The 12,651-nt window shown below is 62.7% G+C and carries 11 protein-coding genes; 8 read left to right on the forward strand and 3 right to left on the reverse strand.

Annotated elements, in window-relative coordinates; translation table 11 throughout:
- Positions 1 to 427 precede the first annotated feature (427 nt).
- The 7 genes from BCAL_RS13020 (at position 428) to BCAL_RS01325 (ending at position 7,488) form a co-directional block, all read left to right on the forward strand.
- Entirely contained in the window at positions 428 to 832 is a 405-nt protein-coding gene (locus tag BCAL_RS13020) for a hypothetical protein (RefSeq protein ID WP_152600273.1), read from the forward strand.
- Positions 833 to 880: 48 nt separating this feature from the next.
- The gene (locus BCAL_RS01300; protein WP_043163721.1) at positions 881 to 1,687 is read left to right on the forward strand and encodes an ABC transporter ATP-binding protein; all 807 of its coding nucleotides are present in this window, start codon (positions 881 to 883) and stop codon (positions 1,685 to 1,687) included.
- Positions 1,684 to 3,060: a hypothetical protein gene (locus BCAL_RS01305; RefSeq protein WP_043163723.1), complete on the forward strand. Its 1,377-nt coding sequence runs from the start codon at positions 1,684 to 1,686 to the stop codon at positions 3,058 to 3,060. The genes BCAL_RS01300 and BCAL_RS01305 overlap by 4 nt, the downstream gene beginning before the upstream one ends.
- On the forward strand, positions 3,057 to 3,692 hold the full coding sequence (locus tag BCAL_RS12040; protein WP_052118927.1) for a hypothetical protein: 636 nt from the start codon (positions 3,057 to 3,059) through the stop codon (positions 3,690 to 3,692). The genes BCAL_RS01305 and BCAL_RS12040 overlap by 4 nt, the downstream gene beginning before the upstream one ends.
- The gene (locus BCAL_RS01315) at positions 3,689 to 4,414 is read left to right on the forward strand and encodes a response regulator transcription factor (protein WP_238549576.1); all 726 of its coding nucleotides are present in this window, start codon (positions 3,689 to 3,691) and stop codon (positions 4,412 to 4,414) included. The genes BCAL_RS12040 and BCAL_RS01315 overlap by 4 nt, the downstream gene beginning before the upstream one ends.
- 160 nt (positions 4,415 to 4,574) lie before the next feature.
- Positions 4,575 to 5,729: a sensor histidine kinase gene (locus tag BCAL_RS01320; RefSeq protein WP_204368060.1), complete on the forward strand. Its 1,155-nt coding sequence runs from the start codon at positions 4,575 to 4,577 to the stop codon at positions 5,727 to 5,729.
- A gap of 73 nt (positions 5,730 to 5,802) precedes the next feature.
- Entirely contained in the window at positions 5,803 to 7,488 is a 1,686-nt protein-coding gene (locus BCAL_RS01325) for an aminotransferase class I/II-fold pyridoxal phosphate-dependent enzyme (protein ID WP_152600275.1), read from the forward strand.
- Here BCAL_RS01325 and BCAL_RS01330 read toward each other — a convergent pair.
- Entirely contained in the window at positions 7,466 to 8,917 is a 1,452-nt protein-coding gene (locus BCAL_RS01330) for an MATE family efflux transporter (RefSeq protein ID WP_043163733.1), read from the reverse strand. The genes BCAL_RS01325 and BCAL_RS01330 overlap by 23 nt on opposite strands.
- 180 nt (positions 8,918 to 9,097) lie before the next feature.
- Here BCAL_RS01330 and BCAL_RS01335 point away from each other — a divergent pair, with 180 nt between their 5' ends.
- A complete protein-coding gene (locus tag BCAL_RS01335; protein WP_043163734.1) occupies positions 9,098 to 9,859 on the forward strand; it encodes a carboxymuconolactone decarboxylase family protein in 762 nt (253 codons plus the stop codon).
- Positions 9,860 to 9,909: 50 nt separating this feature from the next.
- Here the strand turns inward: BCAL_RS01335 and brnQ are convergent, their stop codons facing one another.
- Together brnQ and tal are read right to left on the reverse strand one after the other, a co-directional pair.
- Positions 9,910 to 11,268: a branched-chain amino acid transport system II carrier protein gene (gene brnQ / locus BCAL_RS01340; RefSeq protein WP_043163736.1), complete on the reverse strand. Its 1,359-nt coding sequence runs from the start codon at positions 11,266 to 11,268 to the stop codon at positions 9,910 to 9,912.
- Between the two features lie 169 nt (positions 11,269 to 11,437).
- Positions 11,438 to 12,541 carry a transaldolase gene (tal, locus tag BCAL_RS01345; protein WP_043163737.1) on the reverse strand — a complete coding sequence of 368 codons (1,104 nt, stop codon included), beginning with the start codon at positions 12,539 to 12,541 and terminating at the stop codon, positions 11,438 to 11,440.
- Positions 12,542 to 12,651 lie beyond the last annotated feature (110 nt).

Here is a 12,651-nt window from a genome sequence, read left to right on the forward strand (position 1 = left end):
GAATTCCAATGTTTACGGTGGTATTGGCGGGGCGTTTCCGGTCCGGTGTTGGGGTGGTCGGGTGTTGCCGGGGGACTCGGCGTGACAATCGCGGGGAATCGTGCTGAGTCCCCCGGATTTGCGGGACTCAGGGCCGGAATCGGCTTTGGCCGCGCTGAGTCCCCGCGGGTTGCCGAGACGGACCATGGGGAAGCGCACACAACGGCGGGAACAATCAGGCCGATCGAAAAATCGAGTATTGGAAAGCCGTTTCAGCAATGAAAGGGCCCTTTTTCCTGAGGCTCAATGGCTCAACGGCAAACAACCGCCCACGAAAACAGCAATAGCGCCACAAATCTGTCCTCATGTCGGGGACAAGACCTTGTCCAGAACTCCTGTCTTGTGGTGTAATACAAGAGCATTGTTCAGCACTACAAAGGAGTTGATCATGAACACAATGCGTAAGACGGTTATCGGAATTATCGCTGCTGGTGCCATTTCTTCCGCTGCAATAATTCCTGCTGCTGTGGCTTCGACCTTGGAACTTGAAGGTGTAAGTAATACATGCCGGTTTATTGCCACAAAGCCTAAAATTGATTATGGCAATGCGAAAAGGCTTACCGCTACGGTTGGCCGGACCGGGTGCGTGAATGAAGTTGTTTGGTTCCATGGCTCTTTGCGTCGCGATATGCCTGGTGCCAATGATCAGATTCTCGCAAGAACGGATCCCGGACGCGTGAATGAGTATTCGAAGAATTTATCTTCATGGGCAACGGAAGGTCATACATATTTTTCATTTGTCTCTAGTTCTACAGGTGGCAGTAAGGTTTCGGCAAAAACTACCTGTAATTGATTCCTATAGGTGAACAACATTATCTCAAGAATGTGTGAGTATGATCGTATGCGACGATTCGATTCGGTGAGGTTCGAGGATGTGAGCTACCGTTATGGGCGTCGTCGCACCGCCTTGGATCATGTGTCGTTCCGGCTCGGCATCGGGATGACGGTGCTGCTTGGTCCGAACGGAGCAGGAAAATCGACGCTGATCGGCATCCTTTCGACGTTGCTGACGCCCGGTTCGGGAACCGTGTCATACGGTCGGATCGTCAATCCCAAGGCGAGTGCGATGGAGACCGTTCGATCGTCGATCGGCTATCTGCCGCAGGATTTCGAAGCCATTGAATGGTCCTCCGTGCGCCGCAATGTGGAATATGCCGCATGGGCGCACGGAGTGCCCGGACGATCCTGCGCGCAGGCCGCCGAAACGGCCATACGTGACATGGGTCTCACCTCGCAGACGGATACCCGGGCGAGGGAACTGTCCGGCGGCATGCGACAACGGCTTGGTCTAGCCTGCGCGATCGCCCACAGGCCATCCCTGCTGATTCTGGACGAGCCGACGGTGGGCATAGATCCCATGCAGCGCGTGCACGTCCGGGAGATGATCCGCCGGTATGCCCGGCGCTCGATGGTGATCATGAGCACGCACATGGTCGAGGAGCTGCATGGATCCGCATCCCATGTACTGGTCCTCAACGAGGGCGGACTGGTCTTCGACGGTGATCTGACGTCGTTCGCGGCCATCGGGAACAACGGTATGACAGCGCATCAGACCGATCGGGAGGACGTATTCGGCGGGTCGGAGTTGGAGTCTTCCTACATCGCTCTCATGCGCTCATCGGCACGGGGGCAGGAGTCGCGGCGATGAACAATGTCACGGATCATCGTAACCGTGCGCCATGGTTCCCACTGTCCACGGGGCCACTGGTCATGATGATGCTTGTGACGGCATGCTCGGCTGCGGTCATGTCGGAGTTTCTCATCGCGTGGCCGCCGCCGACATGGGTCGGATGGCAGGCGCATTTCCGCGATGGGCAGATCGGAGCCGCGGCCGCGGGATCCTTCATGGGAGCCGTGATCGCGAGATCATTCGACGTGCGGTCGGTGATCGCCCCACCCTGCGCCTCCCGACCGAAGGCGGGAGCCGTCATCCAACTGCTCGGATGGCCGTGTCTGGCCAACGCGTTCGCCTATTGTCTCGGCATGGCGCCATTGACCGTCATCACCGCAATGCACGCGTCCTACGGAACTCCCGATATGCTGGCCGTTTCGGGGACTCTGGTCAATGTGGCGGCATGGCCCGCGTTCGGCGCCATGGTCGCGATGATGGTCGTTCACCCGCTCAGTGCGCTGTTCGCGCTTGCGGCCAGTGAGATCGTCATCATGGCGCCGATTGTGCTGAGCAATACGATTCCGGGTTTCTCGGCTTTGTCGGTCGCCCCGATCTGGCAGTTGGATTTTCCCTTTGTAGGGGAGCAGGCCAATCCGTGGGTTGCGGTATCGCGCCTTACGCTGTTCCTCGTCGTATTCTGCTGTCTGATCGTCGTGGTCGTTGTACGTGCGTCGGATGGGTGCCGGGAAGGAATGCATCTTCGAGCGTATTCGTGGCTTGCTCTTCCGGCGGCGTTGTCCGCCATCATCGTGGCGTTCCAGCCGAACATCATCGCGATCGACCATCGGCTGTCCGCGGTATGTGCGACGGAGGGTCGCATCACCGCGTGCGTCGCCGAAAGCTATAGGGACACGTTGCCGACTCATCTCGGGACGGCTCATGATGTGTACGATGCGTTCGGTCCTCTCGGCCCGATCACCATCATCGGTATGGGTTTGGAAGGGCGGGATCTGAAGTCGATGCCGGGAATCGAACCGCGGATGCTGGATGCCGGCGAAGTGATCCAACCCACCAATGCGATCGTCGAAACCAAACATGCGTTCGAGATGGATCTGCGTGGTAGCCTTATCGATTACGTTTCCGGCGGCCCCGCCTGCGATGAGTACGGCAGCATGTTCTCCAGACTGTCGGCCTTCGCCTTGGGAGAGCATATCGACGAATATCTTCGCTTGGGGAAGCAGCGTTATATGCAGTCTCAGACACAGGAATCGCGACGAACACGGGATACCGGCTCCGACAGATCGGATTCGTTCGATACTGATGCCGATACCTACGATCTTGCGGCATGGTATGACGCTCATCGTTCCGATGTGCTGTCGTGCGCATTGAATGAGAAGGATTTCTCATGAGAACGTGGATGGAAGGCAGACATGCGATGGCCGTCTATGCGGCGGCGATATTGGGATTGGCGACGGCTTGCCCATGGATGGATATCGTGCTGGTGTTGGGCCCCTCCAAGGGGGCCGGAAGCCATCTCATGATCTCGCTGGCGGACATGATGCTTCTGGTATGCACGCACGTCATGACGTGGGCGTTTATCCCCTGCATGACCCATGTGGATGCGCTTGGCGGAAAGCCGATTGCGCTGGATTCCGCCATGGCGTCCGTCGCGATGCTGGTCTACGCGATCGCCGTCCCGTGGCTGAGGTTCGTGTACTCGCCTACGGTGGATGACGCATACACGTCGGTGTTCGGTTCGCTGCTGGTCGGCACGGCGACCGCCATGACGATGCTGATGGTCGCCTGCATCGGCGCGGATGGCGCATTGGTGGGAGCGGTCGTGGTCGTACTGCTGATAGGTGGCGAAAGCTGGCAGACGCGTCTCTTCGGGTTCAGCGCGTTGCCCGGGGATATCAATCAGATGACGAAGCTGCGCGCTGTGCTGCTGATCGTGCTGGCTGCGGCGGTATGCTGGTCGTGGTGGTCGTCCCGAGCCGGTGCACGGCCGTTGCTGGGAAGGACCCTATGGGAGCGGCGATGATGAGTGCGTCCGACGTCATCCGCATCGGCGTCGTCGACAATGATGAGCTCGCCTTGGGTGCGTTGCGGTCGGTGATCGCATCCTCCGACGCATGGTTCCGGGTGATCTGGACGTGCGCTCTCGGATCGGTCGCAGTGCGCCGATGCCTGTCCTCCGCGACGCGTCCGCAGGTGCTGGTCGTCGATATGGCTATGGAGGAGATGAGCGGCGTGGAGCTGTGCGCCAAGATCCGACGTCTCAACGCGGGCATCGGCATCGTCGGCGTCACGTCGTACGCGCTGGGCCCGTATAGGCGGGATCTGGCCGCCGCGGGGGCGCAGGCGCTGGTGTCGAAGACCGATTTCCGGGGATTGTGCGAGGCGATACGTTCGGCCGCTGAAGGCAGGGGAGTGGGAGCCGGTTGCCGATCCTCCGCGTATGATGCCATGGCGTTCCCCGATGTCGAGGATGCGGAACGTGACGTGGAACGCGCGATGAACGCGCACGCCGATTCGACTCGCGCACCTCGGGAGGGTGGATTGTTCTTCTCCGCGAAACTGTCCGCGAGCGAATTGCGCGCCCTGCGCCTCTATGCGTCGGGGGCCTCCACGGCCGACATCGCGGCGTTGATGGGGGTCAAGGAGTCGACGGTGCGCACGTTCGAGAAGCGCGGCATCGCCAAACTCGGCGCGCGTTCGCGCGCGCATGCGATCGCGCTGTGCCTGACACGGCACCTATGGTAGGCACAGCATGAGCTGGGAGTGGTTCGAAGGGCATTGGCGACGATATTCGGCCGTGGCGGTCGGCCTCGCCGTCATGATCTCGTGCATTCGCGAACTGATGTGGACCGATGCTGTGTACCCGGCGTCCGCGCCGTTCACCGGCGGCGTGTACGTGGCGTGCGTGCTGCTGATGGCGGTGCTGCCGACCGTCGGAGCGTGGATGACGCTGGTGCTGTCGATCGCCGGCATGCTGTCGTCGGGGTTCGTGGACGCCGTCAACGATGGTCTGACCCTTATCGGCGCGCATGCCGTTTCGGTGCCGTGGATGCCGCCGCTGATGATGCCCGCTGCGGGACTGTCCCTGCTCATGCTGGGCTACGCGGGCGGCTTGCATATGCTTTTGGCTGCAATCGCGGTGCTGATCGCTGCGGGATGGGGCTGGCTCCACGGAATTCCGCCGTTCTCGGTGCCGGTCGTGTCCGTCGTGATGACGGCGACGATGGCGCTGCTGCTGATCGGGGCCACGATACGCTGGCGCGGACAGCGTATCCGTGCGGTCGCGGAGGAGCGTCGCATCGCCAGCGAGATGACGGTACGGGATGAGCGACACAGGATGGCGGCCCGTCTGCATGATGATGTGACCAACAAGCTGGCGTTTCTCATCACGGATCTCGAGTGCATGCGCTCCGATCCCCATGGGATCACGGGTGAGCGTCTTGCGCTGTCTCAACGGATGGCGCGTGAGGCGCTGGACCGGGTTCATGAGGTGATCGTAATGATGGAGGGGAACGTCGATGACAGGTCGGAGACGATTCCGGCGGCAGCGCATCCCGATGCTCGGGACGATGCTCGGGACTCCATTCAGGACGACATGGGCGAACGCATAGTGGAGCATGACGTCACGGCCCTGCTGGCCGAACTCGATGACCGACTGCGGATACTGGGCTTCGAGGGCGGCTCCTCGGTGGAGTGCCGCTTCGCGTGCGCCCTGCACGCTGATGCCGCCGACGTTCTCATGGCGCTGATCCGCGAACTGTACACGAATATGGCCCGTCATGCGAGGCCCGATGGCGGATACGACGTGAACGTCGCGTTCGACGAGCATCGCGTCATCGTCACGGCCTGCGACGTGGCGAACGCGGAGGATACCCACGGTGCCGGCACCGGGCTGGAACGACTGCGACGGGAGCTCGCCCCGCTGGGCGGGACCATCGATGTCGTTGCGGGCGGCGGTGGCAACGAGGCGATCCCCGGCGAATGGTCAGTCACCGCGGTGATTCCATACGATCCCCAAAAGTTCAATTCACGATGTGAGATGACGCCGGGATCAAATTGAACTTGTCTTGAACTGGGTCTAGCTTTTGAACCAATGTTCAATATAAATTGAACTTTATGGTTTGGAGGAAGCCATGACCACTACGGTGTTCGCCGACCGTCTGCGCAACGCGATGATCGACAGGGGAATGAAGCAGATCGATCTCGTCCACGCCGCCGAACGCAGCGGCGTCAAGATGGGTAAGAGCCACATCAGCCAGTACGTGGCCGGCAAGACCATGCCCCGCGAGGACGTGCTCGACTTCCTCGCCGGCGAGCTCAAGGTGGATGCGGCCTGGCTCAGGGGGGATCTGGGTGTCTCGTCCGACGCCGGCGCGGCCCCTGGTCCGGAAGTCGCGTCGTCCTCCTTGGTGGATGACGGGGACGCCATCGATCCCGAATCCACGGCCGATACCGATCCGATCGTCGAACCGTTCCCCGAACCGACCCACGCCGTGCGTCCGGTCGACGATGCCGCCATGGCGTCCGCCGAGACGGGATCGAACGGTTCGACGGCATCTCCGTCCGCATCGCCGTCCTCGCCGAGCTCCTCGACGCCGCGTCGCCGCACGTTCGGCAAGTCGCACAAGCTCGACCATGTGCTCTACGACGTGCGCGGCCCGGTCGTCGACGAGGCGGCCCGCATGGAGGCCGACGGCACCCATATCCTCAAGCTCAACATCGGCAACCCTGCGCCGTTCGGATTCCGCACCCCGGACGAGGTCGTCTACGACATGGCCCACCAGCTGACCGAGACCGAGGGCTACTCGCCGTCCAAGGGCCTGTTCTCCGCCCGCAAGGCCATCATGCAGTACGCGCAGCTCAAGAACCTGCCGAACGTCACCATCGACGACATCTACACCGGCAACGGCGTGAGTGAGCTCATCAACCTGTGCATGTCCGCGCTGCTCGACGACGGCGACGAGGTGCTCATCCCGAGCCCCGACTACCCGCTGTGGACCGCCTGCGTGAACCTCGCCGGCGGCACCGCCGTCCACTACGTGTGCGACGAATCCTCCGAATGGTATCCGGACATCGACGACATGCGCGCGAAGATCACCGACCGCACCGTCGCCATCGTGCTCATCAACCCGAACAACCCGACCGGTGCACTCTACCCGAAGGAGGTGCTCGAACAGATCGTCGAACTCGCCCGCGAGCACCATCTCATGATCTTCTCCGACGAGATCTACGACCGCCTGGTCATGGACGGCCTGAAGCACACGTCCATCGCCTCGCTCGCCCCCGACCTGTTCTGCGTGACGTTCTCCGGCCTGTCCAAGTCGCACATGATCGCCGGCTACCGTGTCGGCTGGATGGTGCTTTCCGGCAACAAGCGCATCGCCCGCGACTACATCGAGGGCATCAACATGCTCGCGAACATGCGCATCTGCTCCAACGTGCCCGCCCAGTCGATCGTGCAGACCGCGCTCGGCGGCCACCAGAGCGTCAACGACTACATCGTGCCCGGCGGCCGTCTCTACGAGCAGCGCGAGTACATCTACAACGCGATCAACTCGATCCCCGGCCTGACCGCCGTCAAGCCGAAGGCCGCGTTCTACATCTTCCCGAAGATCGACGTGAAGCGGTTCCACATCCACGACGACGAGCAGTTCGCGCTCGACCTGCTGCACGACCAGCGCATCCTCATCACGCGCGGCGGTGGCTTCAACTGGGGTGAGCCGGACCATTTCCGCATCGTCTACCTGCCGCGCATCGAGGTGCTCAAGGACGCCACCGCCAAGATCGCCGACTTCTTCAGCTACTACTGGCAGAGCTGATCCTGCGCGCCCCGCGCAGCTCCGGCAGCATCACCACGAACAGCACCACCGCCAGGATCGCCGTCACGAGATCGGCCAACGCCTGCGCGGCGATCACGCCGTCATAGCCCGCCACGCGCGATCCGATGAACAGCGTCACGGCGAGGATCACGCCCTGACGTCCGATCGACAGCAGGAACGCGCCCAGCGCCTTGCCGGTCGACTGGAACGTGCATGTCGTGACCATGACGATCGCCACGCACACGAGGCTCAGCAGCTGCACGCGCAGGATGCCCGCGCCGAGCGTGATGATCGTCTCGTCGGCGATGAAGAAGCGCATGAGCTGACGGTCGAAGACGCTTAAGGCCACCGTCATCACCAGCGCGAACGAGCACAGGAACGCGTACGCGAACCGCATGATCCCGGCGAGCCTGACCATGTTCCGCGCGCCGTAGTTGTAGCCGATGAGCGGCTGTGCGCCGAACGCGAAGCCGACGAACACGAGCACGGCGATCATCACGATCTTGAGCGCGATGCCCATCGCCGCCACCGCGTCGGTGCCGTAGGGCAGCAGGAACAGGTTCATCATGACGATGCCGACGCTCTGCGTGAGGTTCGTGATCGCCGAGGGAATGCCGATGACGAGGATGTCGCGCACCTCGGCGCCGGTGATGTCGAGGCGGCCCCGCGCTGGTGCCATGCGAGTCGGTGTTGGCAAGTTCTCCGCCGTCTCCTCCGCCGTCGTGCGCGATGCATCGCCCTTGCGGAACATGAGCCGCGGGTCGATCGACAGGTTCGGGCTGCGCTTCAGCAGGAACCACACGAAATACGCGTCGGTGAGGATGTTCGCGATCACCGTGGCTCCCGCGGAGCCGGCCGCACCCCAGCCGAACACGTGGATGAACAGGGGATTGAGCACCACGTTGATCGCGGTGCCGGCGATCGAGCCGATCATCGACTGCACCGCATGGCCTTCGGTGCGCAGCATGTTCGTCGGCGTCATCGACACGATGATGAACGGCGATCCGATGATGATCAGCGTGTAGAACTCGCTCGCCGGCACCCACGTATCGCTGGTCGCGCCGAGCAGCGTGAGCATCTGATCGCGGAAGACGAGACCCAGCACCACGATGAGGATGCCGGTCAGAACCGCCGCATAGAAGCAGAACACGCTCAGCCGCCTGCCGTCGGCGAACCGGTGCTGGCCGAACAGCCGGGAGATGACCGAGCTGCCGCCGAGACCGAAGATGTCTCCCAGTGCGATCATCACCGTGAACACCGGGGCGGTCAGGGAGACGCCTGCCACCATGTTCGTGTCGCCGGTGTGCGCGATGAAGTAAGTATCGACCATGTTGTACACGAGCGTGACCAGCATGCTCAGCACCACCGGCATCGCAAGACTGAAATACGCCTTCGGAATCGGCGCCCTCTCGAACAGTTCGCTGTCCATGACCGCTTGGCTCCTCCCCATGTCCGTTCGTTCTCTTCCACTGCCCGTCGCACTCGGGCCGTGGGCATTGTATCCGCAACAGTGCGGACAAACGACACGCTGGACGACCGTTGACCTTCAGCGCTTGAAGTCCATAGGGTGGGAGTCATACGTCCACGCATGTCAAGGGAAAGGAACCCTATGTTCGGAACCAGAAAGGGTGGTCTGTTCGCCGACAACAAGCCGACGCTCGGCCAGTGCGACCCGGAGTTCATCGACCTGTTCACCCGATTCGCCTACGACGAGGTCATCCACGAGCCGGGCGCCAACCACCCCGATCTCGACGACGTCACCCGTTCGATGGCGATCCTCGCCACGCTCATCGGGTGCCAGGGCACGGACGCGTTCGCCACGATGCTGCCGGTCGCACTTGATGGGGGAGCGACGCCCGTCCAGGTCAAGGAGATCGTCTACCAGGCCGTCGCCTACCTCGGATTCGGGCGTGTCCTGCCGTTCCTCAACATCGTCAACGAAGTGCTGACCGACCGCGGCGTCACCCTGCCGCTCGAAGGACAGTCCACCACGACGCCCGAGACGCGCGCCGAGGCGGGCGAGCGCTCGCAGATCGAGATCTTCGGCGAGGGGATGCGCGGTTTCGCCTCGTCCGGCCCTGAGGAGACCCGTCACATCAACAAGTGGCTGGCTGACAACTGCTTCGGCGACTACTACACGCGCGGCGGCCTCGACACGCGCCACCGCGAGATGATCACGCTGTGCTTCCTCGCCGCGCAGGGCGGCTGCGAACCCCAGCTCGTCGCCCATGCGAAGGCCAATCTGCGCGTCGGCAACGAGAAGGCGTTCCTCATCGCCGTCGTCTCGCAGACGGTGCCCTACATCGGCTATCCGCGCACGCTGAACGCGATCCGCTGCATCAACGAGGCCGCCGCAGCCGTCGCCGATTGATCATTGATCGTTGTCCCGGCTCCCTTGGAATCGGCCAGTCGGTCCGGACACTAGTGGCGTTGTTTCCGCACCAGCGAGTCGACGACGCCGCAGATGATGCCCAGCACGGCCGGCAGCACCCATCCGAGCTGGGCGTCATGCAACGGCAGCAGCGCCAGCGTCGCATCCAGCCAGGGGAGCGAGCCGCCGAACACCGCGACCAGTGAGGATACGCATCCGGCGAACGTCACGATGCCGACCAGCAGCACGGTCCAGAAGTACACGCGCGGCAGACGCGCACCCAGTATGCGATGCGTGAGCGCCAGCAGCACCAGCACGATCGAGATCGGATACAGTGCGGAGAGCACCGGCACGGACACCTTGATGATGAGGCTCAGTCCGGCGTTCGACACGACGAAGCTGAATACGGTGAACAGCAGCTGCCAGGTGCGGTAGCTCACCGTGCGCCCGCCGACGGTGGGGAACTTCGTGTGGAAGTACGTGGCGCACGTGCAGATCAGTCCGGTGCACACGTTGAGGCATGCGATGACGAACACGATGCCAAGAAACGCGGTGCCTGCCGTGCCGAACACCGACTGGGTGAGGTTGGTGAGCACCGTGGCGCCCGTGTCGCCGGACGGGTCGATTGCGGTGATCGCGCCGGAGACCACGCCCACGTAGCTCAGCGCGCCGTAGATGAGGATGAGCAGCACGCCGGTGCCGACGCCCGCGTACGCGGTCTCGATCTGCACCTGCCGTTCGTCGTCGATCCTCAGCGCACGGATGTTCGCCGAGATCACGATGCCGAAGTACAGGGCGGCGAGCAGATCCATCGTCTGATAGCCGTCGAGGAAGCCGCGAGCCAGCTGTCCGGACGTGTAGTCGCCGATCGGTGCCACGTTCCGACCGATGCCGTGCACGAGACAGGCGACGAACAGTACGGCGATGAGCGTGATCAGCAACGGTCCCATGAATCGTCCCAGCACCTTGGAGAGCTTCTCCGGATGCTGCGCGAAGAGGAACGACAATGTGAAGAACACCAGCGAATAGACAAGCTGTGCGATCCATCTGGAGTCGGATGCGACGTACGGCGCGACCATCATCTCGAACGAGGTGGTCGCCGTGCGCGGGATCGCGAAGCACGGTCCGATCGTCAGGATGATGGCGATTCCCAGCAGCAGCGCGAATCTGGGGGAGACCCGGCCGGCCAGCGCGTCGAATCCGCCCGCGAACGTGACGGCCAGCACGCCGAGGATCGGCAGTCCGACCGCCGATACGATGAAGCCGACGGCCGCGGGCAGGGCGGCGGATCCCGCCTGCGCGCCCACGAACGGCGGGAAGATGAGGTTGCCCGCTCCGAAGAACATCGAGAAGAACGTGAAGGTCATCACCAGTCGCTGGCGTGCGTTCAGTTGCGTGTTCAATGGCATGGAGCATCGTCCTCTCTGTTTTTCTTGGATTCGCGCGGCTCGCTGCGATTCGCGCGAATCCACCATACTCCACCATACGCATTGAGGCTCCCGACCCGTGGGGTCGGAAGCCTCAATGGTTCAGCTATTCAGCCGATATGTGGACGCGCGATGTGCGACCGAGAGGATCTCAGGCGTTGACGCGGTCGATGCCGGACTGGACGTCGGCGAGGACGGAGTCCCAGGACTTGATGAAGGCGGCGACACCGTCGGCCTCGAGCTTGTCGGTGACGTCCTTGAGGTTGATGCCCAGCTCAGCCAGCTTGTTGATGATGGCGTGGGACTCCTCGTAGGTGCCCTCGATGGACGGAGCGCCGTTGCCGTGGTCGGCCAGAGCGTTCAGGGTCTTCTCCGGCATCGTGTTGACGATGTGCGGGGCGACCAGCTCGTCGACGTACTTGCAGTCGGAGTAGGCCGGGTTCTTGGTGCCGGTGGAGGCCCACAGCGGACGCTGGACCTTGGCGCCCTTGGCGGCCAGCTCGGCCCAGCGCGGATCCTCGGCGAACTTCTTCTCGAACAGCTCGTAGGCGAGGCGAGCGTTGGCGACGGCGGCCTTGCCCTCGAGGGCCTTGGCCTCATCGGAGCCGTTGGCTTCGAGCAGCTTGTCGACCGCGGTGTCCACGCGGGAGACGAAGAAGGAGGCGACGGAGCCGATGTGCTTGAGGTCGTGGCCGTTGGCGGCAGCCTGGGCGATGCCCTCGATGTAGGCGTCGATGACCTGCTCGTAGCGCTCGAGCGAGAAGATCAGGGTGACGTTGACGGAGATGCCCTTGGCCAGGGTGGCGGTGATGGCCGGCAGGCCCTCGAGGGTCGCCGGGATCTTGATCATCGCGTTCGGACGGTTGACCTTCTCCCACAGCTCAACAGCCTGCTTGGCGGTGTTCTCGGTGTCGTGGGCCAGACGCGGGTCGACCTCGATGGAGACGCGGCCGTCGACGAAGTCGGTCTTCTCGGCGATCTCACGGAAGATGTCGGTGGCGTTGCGCACATCGGTGGTGGTGAGCTCACGCACGGCGGTCTCGACGTCGACCTTGCCCAGCTCCTTGAGCTGCGCGTCGTACGGACCGACCTGGCTCAGGGCCTTCTGGAAGATGGACGGGTTGGTGGTGACGCCGACCACGTTCTTGTTGGCGATGAGGTCCTGCAGGGAGCCGGACTCGATGCGGGAGCGGGACAGATCGTCCAGCCAGATGGAAACGCCGTTGTCGGACGTGCGCTGAGTTGCTTCAGTCATTTATTTTCTCCTTGATACCTTATTGGATCAAACTTCGAAATCTATTGTTGGTGGGCGGATCGGTGGCCTTCGGCACGGCCGCTATGGCGTGCCGAAGGCCACCGATCGAC

The organism is Bifidobacterium callitrichos DSM 23973, assembly GCF_000741175.1.
GTDB lineage: Bacteria > Actinomycetota > Actinomycetes > Actinomycetales > Bifidobacteriaceae > Bifidobacterium > Bifidobacterium callitrichos.

Bases quoted from the DNA above. Each gene is read 5' to 3' on its own strand.
- BCAL_RS01315 (WP_238549576.1), top strand. From the start codon at position 3,689: ATGATGAGTGCGTCCGACGTCATCCGCATCGGCGTCGTCGACAATGAT.
- tal (WP_043163737.1), bottom strand. From the start codon at position 12,541: ATGACTGAAGCAACTCAGCGCACGTCCGACAACGGCGTTTCCATCTGG.
- BCAL_RS13020 (WP_152600273.1), top strand. From the start codon at position 428: ATGAACACAATGCGTAAGACGGTTATCGGAATTATCGCTGCTGGTGCC.
- BCAL_RS01335 (WP_043163734.1), top strand. From the start codon at position 9,098: ATGTTCGGAACCAGAAAGGGTGGTCTGTTCGCCGACAACAAGCCGACG.
- BCAL_RS01325 (WP_152600275.1), top strand. From the start codon at position 5,803: ATGACCACTACGGTGTTCGCCGACCGTCTGCGCAACGCGATGATCGAC.
- BCAL_RS12040 (WP_052118927.1), top strand. From the start codon at position 3,057: ATGAGAACGTGGATGGAAGGCAGACATGCGATGGCCGTCTATGCGGCG.
- brnQ (WP_043163736.1), bottom strand. From the start codon at position 11,268: ATGCCATTGAACACGCAACTGAACGCACGCCAGCGACTGGTGATGACC.
- BCAL_RS01330 (WP_043163733.1), bottom strand. From the start codon at position 8,917: ATGGACAGCGAACTGTTCGAGAGGGCGCCGATTCCGAAGGCGTATTTC.
- BCAL_RS01305 (WP_043163723.1), top strand. From the start codon at position 1,684: ATGAACAATGTCACGGATCATCGTAACCGTGCGCCATGGTTCCCACTG.
- BCAL_RS01300 (WP_043163721.1), top strand. From the start codon at position 881: ATGCGACGATTCGATTCGGTGAGGTTCGAGGATGTGAGCTACCGTTAT.